The 18,372-nt window shown below is 76.0% G+C and carries 20 protein-coding genes; 13 read left to right on the top strand and 7 right to left on the bottom strand.

Annotation, left to right across the window (positions count from 1 at the left end; all coding sequences use genetic code 11):
• Nucleotides 1-23: 23 nt before the first annotated feature.
• Nucleotides 24-1,562: a hypothetical protein gene (locus VGB14_10305; protein ID HEX9993308.1), complete on the top strand. Its 1,539-nt coding sequence runs from the start codon at nt 24-26 to the stop codon at nt 1,560-1,562.
• A 14-nt stretch (nt 1,563-1,576) separates the two neighbouring features.
• On the opposite strand, the gene cysS is transcribed toward VGB14_10305, so the two are convergent.
• On the bottom strand, nt 1,577-2,941 hold the full coding sequence (gene cysS / locus VGB14_10300) for a cysteine--tRNA ligase (protein HEX9993307.1): 1,365 nt from the start codon (nt 2,939-2,941) through the stop codon (nt 1,577-1,579).
• A gap of 68 nt (nt 2,942-3,009) precedes the next feature.
• Between cysS and valS the strand changes: the two genes are divergently transcribed.
• Complete coding sequence (gene valS, locus VGB14_10295) at nt 3,010-5,550, top strand: valine--tRNA ligase (GenBank protein HEX9993306.1); 2,541 nt, start codon at nt 3,010-3,012, stop codon at nt 5,548-5,550.
• A gap of 3 nt (nt 5,551-5,553) precedes the next feature.
• Here the strand turns inward: valS and VGB14_10290 are convergent, their stop codons facing one another.
• The 3 genes from VGB14_10290 to VGB14_10280 are packed head-to-tail and all read right to left on the bottom strand — an operon-like array spanning nt 5,554 to nt 7,333.
• Nucleotides 5,554-5,943 carry a hypothetical protein gene (locus tag VGB14_10290; protein HEX9993305.1) on the bottom strand — a complete coding sequence of 130 codons (390 nt, stop codon included), beginning with the start codon at nt 5,941-5,943 and terminating at the stop codon, nt 5,554-5,556.
• Nucleotides 5,940-6,887: a mechanosensitive ion channel family protein gene (locus VGB14_10285; GenBank protein HEX9993304.1), complete on the bottom strand. Its 948-nt coding sequence runs from the start codon at nt 6,885-6,887 to the stop codon at nt 5,940-5,942. Before VGB14_10285 ends, VGB14_10290 begins: the two co-directional genes overlap by 4 nt.
• A gap of 11 nt (nt 6,888-6,898) precedes the next feature.
• Nucleotides 6,899-7,333 carry a DUF983 domain-containing protein gene (locus VGB14_10280; protein HEX9993303.1) on the bottom strand — a complete coding sequence of 145 codons (435 nt, stop codon included), beginning with the start codon at nt 7,331-7,333 and terminating at the stop codon, nt 6,899-6,901.
• Between the two features lie 151 nt (nt 7,334-7,484).
• Here VGB14_10280 and VGB14_10275 point away from each other — a divergent pair, with 151 nt between their 5' ends.
• The 8 genes from VGB14_10275 to VGB14_10240 are packed head-to-tail and all read left to right on the top strand — an operon-like array spanning nt 7,485 to nt 12,937.
• Nucleotides 7,485-7,841 (top strand): hypothetical protein, encoded by a 357-nt coding sequence (locus tag VGB14_10275; GenBank protein ID HEX9993302.1) that lies wholly within the window; start codon nt 7,485-7,487, stop codon nt 7,839-7,841.
• Nucleotides 7,842-7,896: 55 nt separating this feature from the next.
• A complete protein-coding gene (locus VGB14_10270) occupies nt 7,897-8,307 on the top strand; it encodes a TOBE domain-containing protein (protein ID HEX9993301.1) in 411 nt (136 codons plus the stop codon).
• Nucleotides 8,300-9,037: a molybdate ABC transporter substrate-binding protein gene (gene modA, locus VGB14_10265; protein ID HEX9993300.1), complete on the top strand. Its 738-nt coding sequence runs from the start codon at nt 8,300-8,302 to the stop codon at nt 9,035-9,037. Before VGB14_10270 ends, modA begins: the two co-directional genes overlap by 8 nt.
• Nucleotides 9,034-9,822, top strand: a complete 789-nt coding sequence (locus VGB14_10260; protein ID HEX9993299.1) for an ABC transporter permease — start codon at nt 9,034-9,036, stop codon at nt 9,820-9,822. Before modA ends, VGB14_10260 begins: the two co-directional genes overlap by 4 nt.
• Nucleotides 9,801-10,871, top strand: coding sequence for an ABC transporter ATP-binding protein (locus VGB14_10255; protein HEX9993298.1), 1,071 nt, complete (start codon nt 9,801-9,803; stop codon nt 10,869-10,871). Before VGB14_10260 ends, VGB14_10255 begins: the two co-directional genes overlap by 22 nt.
• A 13-nt stretch (nt 10,872-10,884) precedes the next feature.
• Nucleotides 10,885-11,685, top strand: coding sequence for an inositol monophosphatase family protein (locus VGB14_10250; protein HEX9993297.1), 801 nt, complete (start codon nt 10,885-10,887; stop codon nt 11,683-11,685).
• Complete coding sequence (locus VGB14_10245; GenBank protein ID HEX9993296.1) at nt 11,685-12,254, top strand: hypothetical protein; 570 nt, start codon at nt 11,685-11,687, stop codon at nt 12,252-12,254. The genes VGB14_10250 and VGB14_10245 overlap by 1 nt, the downstream gene beginning before the upstream one ends.
• Nucleotides 12,255-12,313: 59 nt before the next feature.
• Nucleotides 12,314-12,937, top strand: coding sequence for a PIN domain-containing protein (locus VGB14_10240; protein HEX9993295.1), 624 nt, complete (start codon nt 12,314-12,316; stop codon nt 12,935-12,937).
• Here VGB14_10240 and VGB14_10235 read toward each other — a convergent pair.
• The 3 genes from VGB14_10235 to VGB14_10225 all read right to left on the bottom strand — a co-directional run bounded on the left by VGB14_10235 (nt 12,934) and on the right by VGB14_10225 (nt 14,888).
• Nucleotides 12,934-13,374, bottom strand: coding sequence for a helix-turn-helix domain-containing protein (locus tag VGB14_10235; protein ID HEX9993294.1), 441 nt, complete (start codon nt 13,372-13,374; stop codon nt 12,934-12,936). The two genes, VGB14_10240 and VGB14_10235, sit on opposite strands and share 4 nt — an antisense overlap.
• A 129-nt stretch (nt 13,375-13,503) precedes the next feature.
• Nucleotides 13,504-13,929, bottom strand: a complete 426-nt coding sequence (locus tag VGB14_10230) for a TIGR03667 family PPOX class F420-dependent oxidoreductase (GenBank protein HEX9993293.1) — start codon at nt 13,927-13,929, stop codon at nt 13,504-13,506.
• Nucleotides 13,929-14,888, bottom strand: coding sequence for an aldo/keto reductase family protein (locus tag VGB14_10225; GenBank protein HEX9993292.1), 960 nt, complete (start codon nt 14,886-14,888; stop codon nt 13,929-13,931). Before VGB14_10225 ends, VGB14_10230 begins: the two co-directional genes overlap by 1 nt.
• A gap of 217 nt (nt 14,889-15,105) precedes the next feature.
• Here VGB14_10225 and VGB14_10220 point away from each other — a divergent pair, with 217 nt between their 5' ends.
• The 3 genes from VGB14_10220 to VGB14_10210 form a co-directional block, all read left to right on the top strand.
• Nucleotides 15,106-15,768 carry a response regulator transcription factor gene (locus VGB14_10220; protein ID HEX9993291.1) on the top strand — a complete coding sequence of 221 codons (663 nt, stop codon included), beginning with the start codon at nt 15,106-15,108 and terminating at the stop codon, nt 15,766-15,768.
• Nucleotides 15,765-17,081, top strand: a complete 1,317-nt coding sequence (locus VGB14_10215) for an ATP-binding protein (GenBank protein ID HEX9993290.1) — start codon at nt 15,765-15,767, stop codon at nt 17,079-17,081. Before VGB14_10220 ends, VGB14_10215 begins: the two co-directional genes overlap by 4 nt.
• 23 nt (nt 17,082-17,104) lie before the next feature.
• Nucleotides 17,105-18,372: thioredoxin-like domain-containing protein (locus tag VGB14_10210; protein HEX9993289.1), on the top strand; the 1,268-nt coding region annotated here is incomplete at its 3' end.

The following is an 18,372-nucleotide window of genomic DNA, read 5'->3' as shown; positions in this document are numbered from 1 at the left end:
GTCGGCAGGAACCGAGTGGGGTCGTGTCGAACTCCGCCGCCATGTCCGCCGCCATCGACGACCGTGAGCTGGCCGAGAGGGCCGGGAAGGGCGACGCGGTTGCGCTCGAGGAGCTGAGCCGCCGGCACGGGCCGGCCGCCTGGCGCCTGGCGCAGGTGGTGACCCGCCGCCACGACGCGCTCGCGGCGTCCGCCGCCGCCACCGCCCTCGCCACCACGTTCGGCCCCGCCGGCCCCGACGCCGGGTCGACCGTCCCCGCCGGCGAGCTGCTCGCCGCCGTGCGCGAGGCCGGCCTGTCCGAGCTGCGGGCGGCCGGCGAGGACCACGCGCCCGCCGACGCGACCGCTGGCGCGCCGCCCGCCGTGCGCGCCCTGCTGGCCATGCCCGAGCGCTGGCGGTCCCTGCTCTGGCTGCTCGAGGTCGAGGAGGTGCCCGTCGAGGTGGCGGCGGCCGCCCTCCGCCTCGCCCCGCCGGCCGCCGAGCGGCTGGCCGCCAAGGTGCGGGCCGGGTTCCGGGAGCGGGCCCTGGCCGCCGCCGCGGCCGACGCCCTGGCCGACCGACCGGGCCGCAGCGGCGGCGCCTGCCACCGGGCCCTGACGGCGGCGGCCGCCGTCGCCGACCACCGGGACGCGCCGGCGCCCACCCCCGGCCACGTCCGGCGCTGCGCCTCCTGCCGGGCCGCCGTGGCGGCCGCGTCCTCCCCCGCCGACGACCTCGCGCCCTGGGTGGCGCCCCTCCCCGCCACCCTGGCCGGCACCGCCCAGCGCCGCTGGGCGGAGGTCGTCGGCGACGCCGCCCCCGCGGCCGCGGCCATCCCCGCCACCCCCCGCCGGGGCCTGCCTGCCTGGGCCCGGCGGGCCGTGTCCGGCGGCTGCGCGGCGCTGCTCCTCGTCGGCATCACGAGCGCCATGTCGGTCGGCGGCGACCCCCTGCGGTCCCCGGTCTTCGGCAGCGCCGCCGGCGCCAGCCCCTTCGCCGCCGCCCCGTTCGAGGAGGCCGCGTCCGGCGGCCGGTCGTTGGGCGACCTGCCCCGCTACGAGCTGGCCAGGGGCGTCGCCTTCCAGGGCGCGCCGGCCGCGGCCGGCACGTCGTCGTCCCCCCGGTACACCTCGGGCACCGCCGTAGCCCGCACCGCCCCGAGCGGCGGCCCCGACGGCGCGCCGAGCACCGGCGGGGCGCCGGCCGGGAGCCCGCCGGCCGGGTCGCCCGGCCCCGGCACGCCCGGTGGCGGCGGGACGCCCGCGCCCGACCCGGGCGACGGCGGTGGCGGCGGCCCGTCGCCCTCGACGCCCCCGCCCACGAGCCCCCCTCCGACCAGCCCGCCTCCCACGAGCCCGCCCCCCACCAGCCCGCCCCCGACCGTCCCGCCGCCCACGACCCCGCCCCCGCCGGGCGGCGGCGGCGGCGGTGACGACGACGACAGCACGACCATCGGCAACGACGACGTGACGATCGGCGTCGGCGACTGCACCGGCGCCGAGGTCGGCGGGGTCGTGATCGGCTGCGACCCGGGCGAGGAGGAGGGCCCTGACGTGACCGTCCCGCCCATCGGTCTCCCGTAGGGAGGCCGGGACGGTCAGCCGGCGGGGCGGACCCTCGTCCCCGCCGGCGTGTCCTCCACCACCCAGCCGGCGGCGGTGAGCTCGTCCCGCAGGCGGTCGGCGGTGGCCCAGTCCCTGGCCGCCCGCGCCGCGTCGCGGGCGGCCGCTCGCTCGGCCACGTCGGCCGGCACCTCGGCGCCGGCCGAGCGCAGTTCGAGCCCGACCGCCCTCGCCATGTCGGCCACCGCCGCCCACGCCGGCCCGGCCCCGGCGGCGTCGCCGGCGGCCAGCGCGGTGTTGGCCCGGCGCACGAGGTCGAACAGCAGGGCGATCGCCGCCGGCGTGTCGAGGTCGTCGTCCATGACCTCGCGGAACCGGGCCAGCGCGGCGCCGTCGGGGGCGGCGCCGTCCAGGCCGGCCTCGGCCGCCCGCCTGGCCAGGTCGTCGAGCCGGCGCAGGGCCCGCTCGGCCTCGGCGATCGTGCCCGGGGTGACCTCGAGCGGCGACCGGTAGTGCGACTGGAGCACGAGGAGGCGGTAGGCGCGGCCGTCGGTCCGGGCCAGCAGGTCGGTCAGCGACGTGAAGTTGCCGAGCGACTTCGACATCTTCTCGCCGCCCGCCGCCACGACGTGCCCGCTGTGCACCCACCGGGCGGCGAACGGCCGGCCGAGCGCGACGGCCTGGGCCCGCTCGTTCTCGTGGTGCGGGAAGGCGAGGTCGATGCCGCCGCCGTGCAGGTCGAAGCCCTCGCCCAGCAGGTCGAGCGACATCACGACGCACTCGGTGTGCCATCCGGGCCGCCCGTCGCCCCACGGCGACGGCCACGTCGGCTCGCCCGGCTTGGCCTTCTTCCAGAGGGCGAAGTCGAGCGGCGAGCGCTTGTCCTCGTCGACCTCGACCCTCGCCCCCGACCTCAGCGAGTCGAGCGACTGGCGGGCCAGCAGCCCGTAGTCGGCGACGGCGTCGACCGAGAAGTACACGCCGTCGTCGGTCTCGTAGGCGATGCCGCGGTCCACGAGCTCGCCGACCGCCTTCACCATGGCGTCCACGTAGGCGGTGGCGTGCGGGTCGGCCGTCGGCCGGGCCACCCCGAGCGCGCCCATGGCGTCGTACCAGGCCTGCTCGTACTCGGCGGCCACGTCGTCGGTCGACCGGTCCTCCTCGGCCGCCCGGCGGATGATCTTGTCGTCGATGTCGGTGACGTTCTGGACGAAGCGCACCTCGACGCCGGACCACTCCAGGTACCGGCGGATCACGTCCCACACGAGGGTGAACCGGCCGTGCCCGACGTGGGGGTGGTCGTACACGGTCGGCCCGCACACGTACATGCCGATCACGCCCTCGTCCCGCTGGGGCAGCGGGGCGACCTCACCGGTCACCGAGTCGTGGAGGCGGAGCATCGGGCCACGGTACCGCCCGCCCGATATGCCGACGGGTGGGATTCGGGGCACCCGGTACGCTCGGCCCGGTGAGCCCCACCGTCCCCGACAAGCCATCGCTGGACGGCCTGGAAGCGAAGTGGAGCGAGCGGTGGGAGGCCGAGGGCACCTACCGCTTCGACCGGACGAAGACCCGGGCCGAGATCTACAGCATCGACACGCCGCCCCCCACGGTGAGCGGGTCGCTGCACGTCGGGCACGTGTTCTCCTACACCCACACCGACACGGTCGCCCGCTACCGGCGCATGCGGGGCCACGAGGTCTTCTATCCGATGGGGTGGGACGACAACGGGCTGCCGACCGAGCGGCGCGTCCAGAACTTCTACGGGGTCCGCTGCGACCCGAGCCTGCCATTCGACCCGTCGTTCGCGCCGCCGGACCGCCGGCCGGTCGAGCCCGTCGCCGTCAGCCGGCCCAACTTCATCGCGCTCTGCCACGGCCTCGTCGAGGAGGACGAGCGGGCCTTCGAGCGGCTGTGGCGCACGCTCGGGCTGTCGGTCGACTGGTCGATGACGTACACGACGATCGGCGAGCGGGCCCGCCGCGCCTCGCAGCGGGCGTTCCTGCGCAACCTGGCGAGGGGCGAGGCCTACAGCTCCGACGCGCCGACCCTCTGGGACGTCGACTTCCAGACCGCGGTCGCCCAGGCCGAGCTGGAGGACCGCGAGATCCCCGGCTCGTTCGCCCGCATCCGCTTCCACCGGCCCGACGGCGGCGACGTCCAGATCGAGACGACGCGGCCCGAGCTGATCCCGGCCTGCGTCGCGCTCGTCGCCCACCCAGACGACGAGCGCTACCGCCCGCTGTTCGGCGAGACGGTCCTGACGCCGCTGTTCGGCGTCCCCGTCCCCGTCCACGCCCACCCGCTGGCCGACCCCGAGAAGGGGTCGGGCATCGCCATGATCTGCACGTTCGGCGACGTCACCGACGTCACCTGGTGGCGCGAGCTGCGCCTGCCGACCCGCACGATCGTCGGGCGCGACGGCCGCCTGCTGCCGTCCCCGCCGCCCGGCCTCGAGTTCGAGCCCGCCTCGCTCGTCTACGCCGACCTCGCCGGGCTGACGACGGCGGCGGCCCGCAGCCGGATCCTCGAGCTGCTCGGCGAGTCGGGCGACCTCGTCGGCGACCCCCGGCCGATCACCCACCCGGTCAAGTTCTACGAGCGGGGCGAGCGGCCGCTCGAGATCGTCGCCAGCCGGCAGTGGTACGTCGGCACGCTGGCCCTGCGCGAGGGGCTGCTGCGGCGGGGCGAGGAGCTGCGCTGGCACCCCGAGTTCATGCGCCGCCGCTACGAGGACTGGGTCAACGGCCTGAACGTCGACTGGAACATCAGCCGCCAGCGGCCCTACGGCGTCCCGTTCCCGGTCTGGTACCCGGTCCGCGACGACGGCTCGGTCGACCACGGCACGCTCCTGCTGCCCGACGAGTCGCGCCTGCCCGTCGACCCGAGCACCGACGCGCCCGACGGCTACACCGAGGACCAGCGGGGCCGGCCGGGCGGGTTCGTCGGCGACCCGGACGTGATGGACACCTGGGCGACGTCGTCGCTCAGCCCGCAGCTGGCCGGCGCCTGGGGCGACGACGAGGACCTGTTCCGCCGCGTCTACCCGATGGACCTGCGGCCGCAGGCGTTCGAGATCATCCGCACCTGGCTGTTCTCGACCGTCGTCCGCTCCCACCTCGAGGAGGGGGCGCTGCCGTGGAGCGACGCGGCCATCTCGGGCTGGGTCCTCGACCCCGAGCGCAAGAAGATGTCGAAGTCGAAGGGCAACGTCGTCACCCCGATGCCGCTGCTCGAGGAGTACGGGGCCGACGGCGTCCGCTACTGGGCGGCGAGCGGCCGCCCCGGGGTCGACACGGCGGCCGACTTCGGCCAGATGCGGGTCGGGCGCCGCCTCGCCATCAAGCTGCTGAACGTCTCGAAGTTCGTCCTCGGCCGGCTGCCGTCGTCGGACCCGGACGGGCCGGTCGACGAGGCGCTCGACCGGGCCGCCCTGCGCGCCCTCGCCGACGTCGTCACCGCGGCCACCGAGGACTTCGAGGGCTACGACTACGCGCGGGCGCTGGAGCGCACCGAGACGTTCTTCTGGCGCTTCTGCGACGACTACGTCGAGCTGGTCAAGGCCCGCGCCTACGGCGAGCCGGGCACGCCGGCGGCCGACTCGGCCCACCGCGCCCTCGCGCTCGCCCTGTCCGCCCTCCAGCGGCTGTTCGCCCCGGTCCTCGCCTTCGCCGCCGAGGAGGCGTGGTCGTGGTGGCACGAGGGCTCGGTCCACCGCTCCACCTGGCCGGTCGAGGGTGAGCTGGCCGAGGGGCGGTCGGGCGACCCGCTCGTCCTCGAAGTCGCGGCCGCCGTCCTCGGCGAGGTCCGCAAGGCGAAGACGGCGGCCAAGCGGTCGCTGCGGGCCGACGTCGACCGGGTCGTCGTCCGGGACACGGCCGAGCGGCTGGCCGCGCTCGCCCTGGCCGCCGGCGACGTGGCCGAGGCCGGCCGGGTCGCCTCGCTCGTCACCGAGGAGGCCGACGCCTTCTCCGTCGAGGTCGTGCTGGCCGAGGCGAAGGCCGGCTGACCCTCAGCCGGGCGCCCACGGGCCGTCCACGGCGACGGCCTCGTCGGGCCCCGGCCACGGCGGCATGGTGACGGCGACGGCGGCCAGGGGCTCGGTGCCGAGGGCCCGGAACTGGAAGCTGGTGCCGACGGGGATCGACACGGCCACCCCGGGGGCGACGGTCACGACCTCCTCGCGGTCGCCCTGGCGCCGCCACATCTCGCCCAGCCCGCCGACGAAGAACCACAGCTCCTCGACCGTCCGGTGGACGACGGCCGCCGAGGTGCGCCCGGCGGCCAGCTGGAAGTGGGCCATGCCCCCGCCGGCCAGGCCGGGCAGGAGCCGCACGTCGGACCCGTCCGGCGCGGTCGCGTCCGGCCGGGCCGGCAGCGGCACCGTCTCGAACTCGCTCACGCCCCTCCCTCCCCGGTGACCGGCGTGGGCGGGGTGCCCTCGAAGCGCACGACCTGGCGGGGCACGGGCGCGCCGACCCCGGCCCTGGCGAACGCGTCCTTCAGCCGGGCCCGCAGCTCCCGCGCCACCTTCCACTGGTCGCCCGGCTTGGTCTTCACGACGAGGCGGATGGTGAGCCCGTCCGGCCCGAGGCGCTCCACGCCCCACACCTCCGGGTCCTCGAGGATGGCGAGCGCGAACACGGGGTCCTCCCTCAGCTCGGCGGCGACGCCCATGATCACCGCGGTGGCCGCGGCCACGTCGGTGTCGAGGGCCACGGACACGTCGACCAGGGCCCTGGCCCAGTCCTGGCTCTTGTTGCCGACCCGGAGGATCTGGCCGTTGGGCACGTGCCACACCGTGCCCTCGACGTCGCGCAGCCGGGTGGTGCGCAGGCTGACCTGCTCGACGACCCCGGTGGCCTCGCCCACGTCGACCACGTCGCCCACCCCGTACTGGTCCTCGACCAGCATGAAGATCCCCGAGAGGAAGTCCTTCACCAGGCTCTGGGCGCCGAAGCCGAGGGCCACGCCGGCGATGCCGGCGCCGGCGATCAGCGGGCCGAGCTGGATGCCCACCTCGCCGAGCACCACGAGCAGGGCCAGGGTCCAGACCACGATCGTCGTCGCGCTGCGCAGCACGGCGGCGAGCGTGTCGGCCCGCTGGGCGGCCCGCAGGCCCTCCTCGCAGCGCACCCGCTCGGCGAACTCCTCGATGAGCCGGTGCAGGACGCGGCGCAGCACCCAGGCGAGCACGAGGACGACGAGGATCTTCACCGGCCGGTCGACCAGCCAGTCGGCCAGGGTCGCCGCCCACGTGCGGCCGGTGGCGTCGAGCACCCGCTCGCATACCCAACCGGGGTCGGGACCGCAGGCGTCCGCCAGCTGCTGGGGGTCCAGCGCCATGGACGGCCAAGTTAGGCGGGGTGGCGCCCCCGGCGGGAGGACGGCACCCACTCCTGCTTCACCCGGTCCGACGCCTCGACCGGCCGCATGAAGAGGTCGACGGCGTTCCAGACCGTCCACGAGAGCGGGTAGAAGGCGATGGGCACGACGAGGGCGATGGCCATGGCCACGACGGCGAGCGGGATGGCCGGGATGTCGGGATAGGTGACGACCATCCCGACGACGATGGCGATCAGCATGAGGCCGAAGGTGACGATGGTGTTGACGCCGACGGCGCCGACCTCCTGGCCCTCCACCCGCTTCAGCGGGTAGTCGCAGCGGGGGCAGCGCTGCTTGATGTGGAAGTACGAGTCGAAGATCCGGAAGCAGCCGCACAGCGGGCAGCGGCGGGTGAACCCGCGGAACATCAGGCGCCAGAACGAGGGGCGGCCGTCGCGGCTGGCCATGCCGGCGGGATACCCGGGCCGGGCGGCGCCGGAACCGGGCGACCCCACCCAGCGCCCGCCGGCCGCGAGCTGCTGGACGGGGCCGCTCCGTCCGGGTACCGTCCCGCCTCCCTTTCAGCCCATCGCGCCCGAAGCGCGGCAAGGAGAGGTCATGGTCGCTCGCGTCGTCGCCGCCCTGCTGTTCGCGTTGATCGTGCCGCTGGCCGAGCCGGCGCACGCGTCCACGCTCACGGTGAACTCCGTCGCCTGCGCCCAGACCGGCGCGTACCCCGGCGACCCCGCCAACTACGGCACGTACTCCTGCACGGCCAACGTGTCGGGCGGCACCGGCAGCTACAGCTACGTCTGGACCGTGTCGACCGGGTGGTACCCCGGCTACAGCTTCTCCGGCGGGCAGACCATCACCGGCGTGTGCAAGTACAACACGGTCCGCATCAACGAGGTGAAGGTGACCGACAGCGCCGGCGCCACGGCGTACGGCACCGGCTCGCTCGTCTGCCGGCCCTGACGCGGGGGCGGGGCGCTCCTCGCAGACGCGAGGTTGCCCGCTAGCCTTCCTCGCGGTGGCGAGCTATTCGATCGGGGAAGCTGCCGCGCTGCTGGGCGTGTCGGCGGACACCGTGCGGCGGTGGGCCGACGGCGGGCGCCTGCCGGCGACCCGCACGGCCGGCGGGCGGCGGCGGGTCGACGGCGGGGCGCTGGCCCGGCTGGCCGTCGAGCTGGCGGCCGAGGGCGGCAGCGAGGAGCCGGCCGTCATCGGCGCCCGCTCGGCCCGCAACCGCTTCCCCGGGCTCGTCACCCGGGTGGAGAAGGACGGGGTGGCGGCGACGGTGGAGGTCCAGGCCGGGCCCCACCGCGTCGTCTCGCTCATGACGAGGGAGGCGGCCGACGAGCTCGGGCTCGAGCCCGGGATGCTGGTCGTGGCGTCGACCAAGGCGACGAGCGTGGTCGTCGAGCTGCCCGCCCGTGGCTAGGGCGGCGGCCCTGCTCGCCGCCGCCGCGGTCGTGCTGGCCGGGTGCGGCGACGGGGGCGGCGGCCGGTCGGTCACCGTGCTGGCGGCGGCGTCGCTGACCGAGGCGTTCGGCGACATCGCCGCGGACTTCACGGCCGCGACCGGCACCGACGTCGACCTGAGCTTCGGCGCCTCCTCGACCCTCGTCGACCAGGTGCAGGAGGGGCTCGGGGCCGACGTCGTCGCGCTCGCCTCGCCGTCGACCATGCAGGAGCTGGTCGACTCGGGCGACGTCGGCGAGCCGGCCGTGTTCGCCCGCAACCGCCTGGCCATCGCCGTGCCGCCCGGCAACCCGGCCGGCGTGCGGTCGCTGGCCGACCTGGCCGACCCCGGGCTCACGCTCGCCCTGTGCTCGCCGGGCGTGCCGTGCGGGTCGTTCGCGGCCGAGGCGTTCGCCGCCCAGGGCCTCGACGTCGCCGCCGACACCGAGGAGGAGGACGTGAAGGCGGTGCTCGACAAGGTGGCGACCGGCGAGGTGGACGCCGGCGTGGTCTACGCCAGCGACGTGGTCGCGGCGGGCGACGACGTCGAGGGCATCGCCGTCGCCGACGACGAGAACGTGCTCGCCGACTACCCGATCGCCCTCGTCGACGGGGCCGGCCCCGACGCCGAGGCGTTCGTGGCGTTCGTGCTCGGCGACCGCGCCCGGGCCACCCTGGCCGAGCACGGCTTCCTGGCCGCCGTCCCGTGAGGCGGCGGGCCCCGGCCGCCGTGTGGCCGCTGGCCGGCCTCGGCCTGGCCTTCCTCGCCCTCCCCCTCGCCGGCCTGCTCCAGCGGGCGCCGTGGGCGTCGATCGCCGACCACCTCGGCGACCCCGCCGTGCGGGAGGCGCTGCGCCTGTCGCTCGTCGTCTCGTGCACGGCGACGGTGGCCGCGCTCGTGCTCGGCGTGCCCCTGGCCTGGGTGCTGGCCAGGGCGACGTTCCCGGGCCGCTCGCTCGTGCGCGGCCTGGTCCTCCTGCCCATGGTCCTGCCCCCGGTGGTCGGCGGGCTGGCGCTGCTGTACGCGCTCGGCCGCCGCGGCCTCGCCGGCCAGTGGCTCGACCGCTGGCTCGGCGTCACCCTGCCGTTCACGACCGCCGGCGCGGTCGTGGCCGCCACGTTCGTGGCCCTCCCGTTCCTGGTGGTGACGGTGGAGGGCGGGCTGCGCTCGCTCGACCCCCGCTACGAGGACGCCGCCGCCACCCTCGGCGCCGGGCGGTGGACCGTGCTCCGCCGGGTGACCCTGCCGATGGTGGCGCCGTCCCTCGCCGCCGGCGCCGCCCTCGCCTGGGCCAGGGCGCTCGGCGAGTTCGGGGCGACGATCACCTTCGCCGGCAACGCCCCCGGCCGGACGAGGACGATGCCGATCGAGGTCTACCTGCTCCGGGAGGGCAGCGACCGGGGCGGCGCCGTGGCGCTCAGCCTGGTGATGGTGGCCGTCTCCCTCGCCGTGCTCGCCCTGCTGCGGGACCGGTGGTTCCCGTCGACGGGCTGACCGCCGCCGTCCGCCTCCGGCTCGGCGCCCTCGACCTGGACGTCGACCTCGAGGCGCCGGCCGGCGCCGTCGTCGCCGTCGTCGGCCCGAACGGGGCCGGGAAGACGACCCTGCTCCGGGCCCTGGCCGGCCTGGTGCCGCTGGCCGCCGGCCGGGTGGCGGTGGACGGCGAGGTGCTCGACGACCGGGCGACCGGGGTGTGGGTGCCGCCCGAGCGCCGGCCGGTCGGCGTCGTGTTCCAGGACTCGCTGCTGTTCCCCCACCTCTCGGCCCTCGACAACGTGGCCTTCGGCCTCCGCTGCCGGGGCCGGCGCCGGCGGGAGGCGAGGGCGGCCGCGCTCGGCTGGCTCGACCGCTTCGGGCTCGGGGCGGTGGCCGGCCTGCGGCCCCGGGCGCTCTCCGGCGGGCAGGCCCAGCGGGTGGCGCTGGCCAGGGCCCTCGCCGTCGAGCCCCGCCTGCTGCTGCTGGACGAGCCGTTGGCCGCCGCCGACCCGGCCGCCCGGCCCGAGCTGCGCCGGGAGGTGCGCCGCCACCTCGCCGCCTTCCCCGGCGCCCGCCTGCTCGTCACCCACGACCCGGTCGAGGCGCTCGTGCTGGCCGACCGCCTGGTCGTGCTGGAGGGCGGCCGGGTCGTGCAGGCCGGCACCCCGGGCGAGGTCAGCCGCCGGCCCCGATCGACCTTCGCCGCCCGCCTGGTCGGCCGCAACCTGTTCCGGGGCACGGCCGGCGCCGGCGGCCGCGAGGTGGTGCTGCCCGGCGGGGCCCTGCTGGTGCCGGCCGAGCCGGCCGCCGGCGAGGTGTTCGCGGCGGTCGCCCCGTCGGCGGTGGCGCTGCACGCCGCGCCCCCGGCCGGCAGCCCCCGCAACGTGTGGCCCGGCACCGTCGCCGACCTCGACGTGGAGGGCGACCGGGTGCGGGTGGCGGTCGACGGGCCCGTGCCCCTCGTGGCCGAGGTGACGGCGGCCGCCGTGGCCGACCTCGGCCTCGCCCCCGGCCGCCGGGTGTGGGCGGCGGTGAAGGCGACCGAGGTCGAGGTCTACGAGGCGTGACAGGATCGCCGCCGTGCCCGACGTGCCCGAGGTGCCCGGCCTGCCCGAGGTGCCGCCCGCCGACCCGTCCGTCCTCGACGAGGCCGTGGACCTGGCCCGCCGGGCCGGCGAGCTGACCCTCGGCTGGTTCCGCTCGCCGAACCTGGTCGTCGACCGCAAGGCCAACGCCACCCCGGTGACCGCGGCCGACCGGGCCGCCGAGCGCTTCCTGCGGGAGGAGCTGGCCGGGCGCCACCCCGACGACGAGGTGATCGGCGAGGAGGAGCCGCCGACGCCGGGGACGAGCGGGCGGCGGTGGGTGATCGACCCGATCGACGGCACCAAGGCGTTCACCCACGGCGTCCCGCTCTACTGCACGCTGCTGGCGATGGACGACGAGCACGGGCCGGCCGTCGGCGTGATCCACATGCCGGCGCTGGGCGAGACGGTCTACGCCGGCCGGGGGCTCGGCTGCTTCTGCGACGGCGCCCCGGCGTCGGTCAGCAGCAGGGACCGGATGGCCGGCGCCTACCTGATGGCGAGCGGCTACGAGTACTGGGAGGAGGGCCAGCTGCTGGCGGCCAAGCGGTCGGGCCTGCAGCTGCGCACGTGGGGCGACGGCTACGGCTACGCGCTCGTCGCCACCGGGCGGGCCGAGGCCATGTTCGACCCGGTCGTCGCCGTGTGGGACGTGGCGCCCATGCTGGTCGTGATCCCCGAGGCCGGCGGCCGGTTCAGCGACCTGTCGGGGGCGGCGACGGCCGACGGCGGCAGCGGCCTGGCCACCAACGGCGCCCTCCACGACGAGGTCCTCGGCGTGCTGTCGGGGGCGTGATGGAGCTCGTCGACCTCGGCGCCGGCGGCGTCGCCTGGGTCCGGGCCTCGCTCGGGCAGGGGCGGTCGGTGTCGGCGGCCGTCCTCGGCGCCGTCGACCTGGCGGCCGGCACGGCGAGCGCGCTGGTGCCCGGCGGGACGACGCCGGAGCGGGCGTCGGCCCTCGCCACCGGCGGGCTGAGCAACGTGTACGACGCCGGCGACGGCCTCGACGCCGTGCTGGCCGATCTCGGCCCGGGCACGCTCGTCGTCGAGGAGGCGTACTCGCTCGCCACCGACTCGTGGGTGACCGGGCGCCGGCACGAGCGGGTGGCGACGACCGGCGACGTGGTCGTCCACTGGCTGGCCCTGCCGGCGCCGGGGGAGGCCGGCCGGTTCGTGCTCCGCAAGGGCGGCGGCTACCCGACGAACGCGTTCGTGGTCGCCGCCCCGCCCGCCGACCTCGGCCTGGCCCCGATGGCACACCTCGACGCCCTGCCCGCCGCCGTGGCCGCCCGGGTGGTCGCCGTCGTCGCCGCCGCCTACGACGCCGAGAGCGTCGTCGTCTGGCGCCCGGGTGCCGCCACCTAAGCTGTCGCCCCGCCGGCGGACGCCGGCGCTGGAACCGATGTTTCCGGAGGGGAACCGCCGTGGCGGAGGGGCGGCGCGATGGCGCACGAGCTGCACGCAACCCGTCTCCTCCGCCGCGAGGGCGGGTGCGACCGGGAACTGTCGGCATCGCCGTCTACGACGCCAACGTGCTCATCGGCAACGCTCCTCGCTACCTCCTCCTCGGAGTCGCGCAGGAACGGCTCGTTCAGGCAAAGTGGAGCGATCGCCTCCTCTTCGAGGTGGCCGGCGCGGCAGGCGCCCGGCAGCGGTGGGGGGCGCTGCGGTCCATCGCCGAGGACATGCACCACCACGCCGGCCTCGTGCGCGACCACACGGTCAAGGGCTACCGGCCTTGGATCGAGCGGATCGAGGGACTGAAGGACGCCAACGACCGCCATGTGCTCGCGCTCGCCATCGCGTCGGGCGCACACACCATCGTGACTGCGAACGCGCGCGACTTCCCGGCCAGCGTCCTCTCCGCGTGGGGTGTCGAGCGCGTGTCCGCGGACGGGTTCCTCCTACGGTGCTTCGAGGTGAACCCTGCGGCGCTGGTGCGTCTTCGCGACCGCTACCGCCTCGGCACGAGGAGGTTCTACGAGAGCCTGGAGGGGAGTGGCTGCGCCGGCATCGCCTCCGCGCTCGCGAAGTTCGGCACGTACTAGCGCCGACGCGCGGCAGCCTCGGTGAGGCTGCCGAGTCGCTCACGACGAGAGGCGTCGTCCGCTCGACGGAACGCCAGGACATCGCGTACGGCGATGTAGCGCCGGTTGCCGACGAGCCGAAACGGCATCGCGTTGCGTTCGAGCAACTTGATCACGTAGGGCCGCGACACGTTGAGCAGATCGGCTGCCTGCTGTGTCGTCAATTCGAGCTCGTCCGGCACGACCGTCACCGTTCGGCCCCACCCCGTCTCGTCGAGGATCTCGACCAGATGCTCGAGCACGCGTCTCGCGAGGTCGACCGTGAGCGCTGCATCGTCGTCCTCGACCCGGCACCGCACCATCGAGCTGTTGCTTCTCCGGAGCCACGCGCCGAGAAGGTCGGCGGCGTGCGCGGCGCCCATGGCGGCATCCACGCGGTACTTGACGTCGTCGTTCACGTTCGAATCCCGCCGCTGGTCAGAACCGACACAGGACCTCCCACCCTACGCCCCGTTTCGAATATTCGCAAGACCCACTGTACGCCCTTGTCGACGTCAGGAGGCGGCATTCCAGCGCCCGGCGGCCGGCTAGAGCCCCCAGGCCCGGCCGCGGGTCGGGGTGATGCGGATGGCCGTGGCGTAGTCCGCGGCGAAGCCGGCCGGGTCGGTGCCGAGGCCGGCGATGCCGGCGGCGTACTTCTCGACGTAGGCCGGCACCTCGTGGGCCGACGGGGCCGACCCGTCGACCTCGGCTAGGCCCTCGACGGTGACGACGTCGCCGCCCCGCCGGTCGCCCTCCAGGTGCAGCGACACGCCGGGGTTGGCGGCGAGCGCCCGCACCTTGGCCGCCGTCGGGCGGCTGTAGACGAGGAACGTCGAGCCGTCCCACACGAACCACACCGGCGACGACCGGGGGATCCCGTCCCGGCCGACGGTCGTCAGCCAGGCGATCTCGTCGGTGCGGAGGCGCTCGTCGGCCCGGGCGCCGGTCGGCGTGGCGGTGTCGAACAGCATCAGACGGGGAGGTCGTCCTGGCCGAGGGCCCCGTCGATGGCGGCGAGGGTGTCGTCGTCGAGGGTGACCCCCGACGCGGCGACGTTGTCGTCCACCTGCTCCGGCCGGCTGGCGCCGACGATGGCCGACGCCACGTTCGGCACCCGCAGCACCCAGGCCAGGGCCAGCTGGGCGAGGGTGAGGCCGGCGCCGTCGGCGATCGGGCGGAGCTTCTCGACGATCGTCAGGTTGGCCTCGTTCAGCAGGTCGCCCATCATCCCGCCCATCTGCTCCGACGCCGCGCGCGAGTCCGGCGGCGGCGCCTCGCCCGGCCGGTACTTGCCGGTGAGCACCCCCTGGGCGAGCGGCGACCACACGATCTGGCCGATGCCGTTGGCCTCGCACACCGGGATCACGTCGTCCTCGATCCGCCGCCACAGCATCGAGTACTGCGGCTGGCTCGACACGAACGGCTCGAAGCCCCGCTCGGCGGCCAGGTCGACCGACGCCTGGACCTGGTCGGCCGTCCACTCGCTGAACCCGAGCCAGCGCACCTTGCCCTGGCGCACGGCCTCGGTGAGCGCCTCCATCGTCTCCTCGAGCGGGGTGTCCCGGTCGTAGCGGTGGCACTGGTAGAGGTCGACGTGGTCGGTGCGCAGCCGCTGGAGCGAGGCGTCGAGCTGCTTGCGGACCTGGTCGGCCGACAGCCCCCGGTCGCTCCTCGACATCGGGAAGTAGAGCTTCGTCGCCAGCACGTAGCTGTCCCGGTCGACGCCGGACAGGACCTCGCCGAGGAAGCTCTCGGCCGCGCCCCGCCCGTACACGTTGGCGGTGTCGATGAAGTTGACGCCGACGTCGAGCGCCCGCCGGACGCAGGCCTCGGCCCGATCGCGCTCCACGCCGACGCCGTAGGTCAGCCAGGAGCCGAGGGAGATGGTCGACACGGACAGGTCGCTCTTGCCGAGCTGGCGGTACTCCATGGCCGCCTGCCTACCCGGCGGCCCCGGGCGCTACCGCACGGGCGCGGGCCGGCGTCCGGCCGAGCTTTACGCCGGCTTTCGGCCCGGTCGGGGACGATGCCGGCGCACCGCGGCCGAGGCCGGCCCGGCCGGGAGGGGACGCCCGCCCGGGCCGGCCGACGCCTTTACGGCACCTTGACGCCCCACCACCTACGCTTCGGCGCTGCGGGAGGGACCGATGCGCGTGCTGGTCGTGGAGGACGAGGAGGCGCTCGCCTCGAGCATCGCGAGGGGGCTGCGCCGCGAGGGGTTCGCCGTCGACGTCGTCGGCGACGGGCCGGCCGCGCTCGAGAAGGTGGGCGTGAACCGCTACGACGTGCTCGTGCTCGACCGCAACCTCCCCGGCCGCTCGGGCGACAGCGTGTGCCGCGAGGTGGCCGGCACCGGTGACGCCCGCATCCTCATGTTGACGGCGGCGGCGAGCGTGGAGGAGCGGGTGCAGGGCCTCGCCCTCGGCGCCGACGACTACCTCCCGAAGCCGTTCGCCTTCGCCGAGCTGGTCGCCAGGGTGCGGGCCCTCGGCCGGCGGACGACCCCGGCCCTGCCCGTCGTCCTCGAGTGCGGCGACCTCGCCCTCGACCCGGCCCGCCGGCACGTGACGAGGGCGGGTCGCCGCCTCGACCTGACCAACAAGGAGTTCGGCGTGCTCGAGGCGCTGATGGCGGCGAGGGGCGCCGTGATCAGCGTGGAGGCGCTGCTCGAGCGGGTGTGGGACGAGCACACCGACCCCTTCACGAACACCGTCCGGGTGACCGTGATGAACCTGCGCCGCAAGCTCGGCGACCCGCCGGTCATCGAGACGATCGTCGGCGCCGGCTACCAGCTGCCGTGCCCGGCGTGACCCGGCGCCATCGCGGCCGGCCGGGGCGGCGGTCGGCCCGCCTGCGGCTCACCCTCTGGTACGGCGGGCTGGCCGTGGCCACCGGCGCCGTGCTGCTCGCCGTCAACTACCTGCTCGTGCGGCGCAGCCTGACGTCGGACCCCGGCGACGTGCGGGCGGCCATCGAGGCGAGGGTCGACGCGCCGGTGCGGGAGGTGCCGAGCGAGGAGATCGGCGAGCCCCACGACGGCCCGGTGCCCGACGGCCTGCCGGCCCGGGTGTTCAAGGTGCAGGAGCCGTCCTCGGGCGCAGGGACGACCGACCCCCAGCCGACCGTCTACGTGCCCTTGGAGGTCCAGCAGGGCGCGGTCGACGAGGCCCTCCACCGCCTGCTCGTCCAGTCCGTGCTCGCCATGTCGGCCATGGCCCTCGCCTCCCTCGGCATCGGGTGGCTGATGGCCGGCCGGGCCCTGCGCCCGGTGCGGCGGATCACGGCGACGGCCAGGCGCCTGTCGGAGACGACCCTGCACGAGCGCATCGCCCTCGACGGCCCGCACGACGAGCTGCGGGAGCTGGCCGACACGTTCGACGCCATGCTGGCCCGCCTCGACCGGGCCTTCTCGGCCCAGCGGGACTTCGTCGCCAACGCCGCCCACGAGCTGCTCACCCCGCTCGCCATCATCCGCACCGAGGTCGACGTCACCCTGGCCGACCCGGCGGCGTCGGCCGAGGACCTGCGGGCCATGGCCGCCGTCGTCCAGGACGCCACCGAGCGCAGCGAGCAGCTGGTGTCCGCCCTGCTCACCCTGGCCATGTCGGGCGGCCGCCTGGAGTGCGAGCCGGTGGACCTGGCCCGCCTGGTCGCGGCCGAGCTCGGGCGGACGAGGGAGTCGGCCGCCCGCCGCGGGATCTCGATCCGCTGCTCGGTGGGGCCGGCGGTGCTCGTCGGCGACCTGGCGCTGCTCCGCCCGCTCGTGCGCAACCTGCTGGAGAACGCCGTGCGCCACAACGTGGACGGCGGCTGGCTGTCGGTCCACGGCGCGGTGAAGGGCCGGGTGGTGGAGCTCGTGGTGGCCAACAGCGGCGCCGTGCTGCCGGCCGACGAGGCGCCGCTGCTGTTCCGGCGCTTCCACCGGGTCGACCGGTCGCGCAGCCGGACGACCGGCGGGTTCGGCCTCGGCCTGTCGATCGTGGAGGCCGTCGTCGACGCCCACGGGGGGTCGGTGGCGGCCAGGGCCCTGCCCCAGGGCGGGCTGGAGCTCACCGTGCGCCTGCCCGGCGCCGGGCGGGCCGCGACCGGGTCGCTCAGGGCGGCCGCGTCGCCCGTTCGCTGACGCCCCCTTAGGCTCAGCCCCCGATGGCACGCGTCCGCGCCCCCGAGCTGACGGCCACCGGCGGGTGGATCGGCACCGGCGGGCAGGAGCTGCGCCTGGCCGACCTGCGGGGCAAGGTCGTCGTCCTCGACTTCTGGACGTCGTGCTGCGCCAACTGCTGGCACGTCCTCGACGAGCTGCGGGCCATCGAGGCCGCCTTCCCCGACGAGGTGGTCGTCGTCGGCGTCCACTCGCCGAAGTTCCCCCACGAGCGCGAGCACGAGACCGTCGTCGCCGCCGTCGAGCGCCTCGGCGTCGACCACCCGGTGATCGACGACCGCGACCTGCGCCTCTGGCACGAGTACGCGGCGAAGGCGTGGCCGACCCTGGTCGTCGTCGACCCCGAGGGCTACGTGGTCGCCCACGCCGCCGGCGAGGGGCACGGCCCGGCGCTCGCCGCCCGCATCCGGGAGATCGTGGACGACGCCGAGCGGCGGGGCGTGCTGCGCCCGGGGCCGTCGCCGCTCGTGCGCGATGAGCCGGAGGCGACCGACCTCCGCTTCCCGTCCGGGCTCGCCGCCCTCGACGGGCACCTCGTCGTGTGCGACACCGGGCACCGCCGCCTCGCGGTGGTCGAGCCGGAGAGCGGGCGGGTGGTGCGGTCGATCCCCGGCGGGTGGGCCGAGCCCCAGGGCGTCGCCGCCCTCCCCCGCGAGGTGGCGACGGTGATCGGGTGGGACCTGCTCGTCGCCGACACGGCCGGCCACCGCGTCTGGGGGGTCGACCTCGCCACCGGGGTGGCCAAGCCCCTCGCCGGCACCGGCCGCCAGCTCGGCCGGCCCGTGCCGGTCGGCACCGAGCCGACCCCGGCCGCCGGCACCGACCTGTCGAGCCCGTGGGACGTCGTGTGGTGGCCGGCGGCCGCCGTCGCCCTCGTGTCCATGGCCGGCGTCCACCAGCTGTGGGCCTTCGACCCCGTGCGGGACACGGTCGCGCCGGTGGCCGGCACCGGCGGCGAGGGGCTGCACGACGGGCCGCTGGCCGAGGCGTGGATGGCCCAGCCGAGCGGCGTGGCCGTCGACGAGCGGGGCACCCGGGTGTGGTTCGCGGACGCCGAGACGTCGGCCCTGCGCCGTATGGTCGGCGGCCTGGTCGGCACGGTGGTGGGCACCGGCCTGTTCGACTTCGGGCACGTCGACGGCGAGATCGCCGAGGCCCGCCTCCAGCACCCCCTGGACGTCGCCGTGCTGCCCGGCGGGGCCATCGCCGTAGCCGACACCTACAACGGCGCCGTCCGCCGCTACGACCCCTC

The sequence above is a fragment of the Acidimicrobiales bacterium genome (genome assembly GCA_036399815.1).
Classification (GTDB): Bacteria; Actinomycetota; Acidimicrobiia; order Acidimicrobiales; family DASWMK01; genus DASWMK01.
This window is presented reverse-complemented; position numbering and strand designations above follow the sequence as displayed.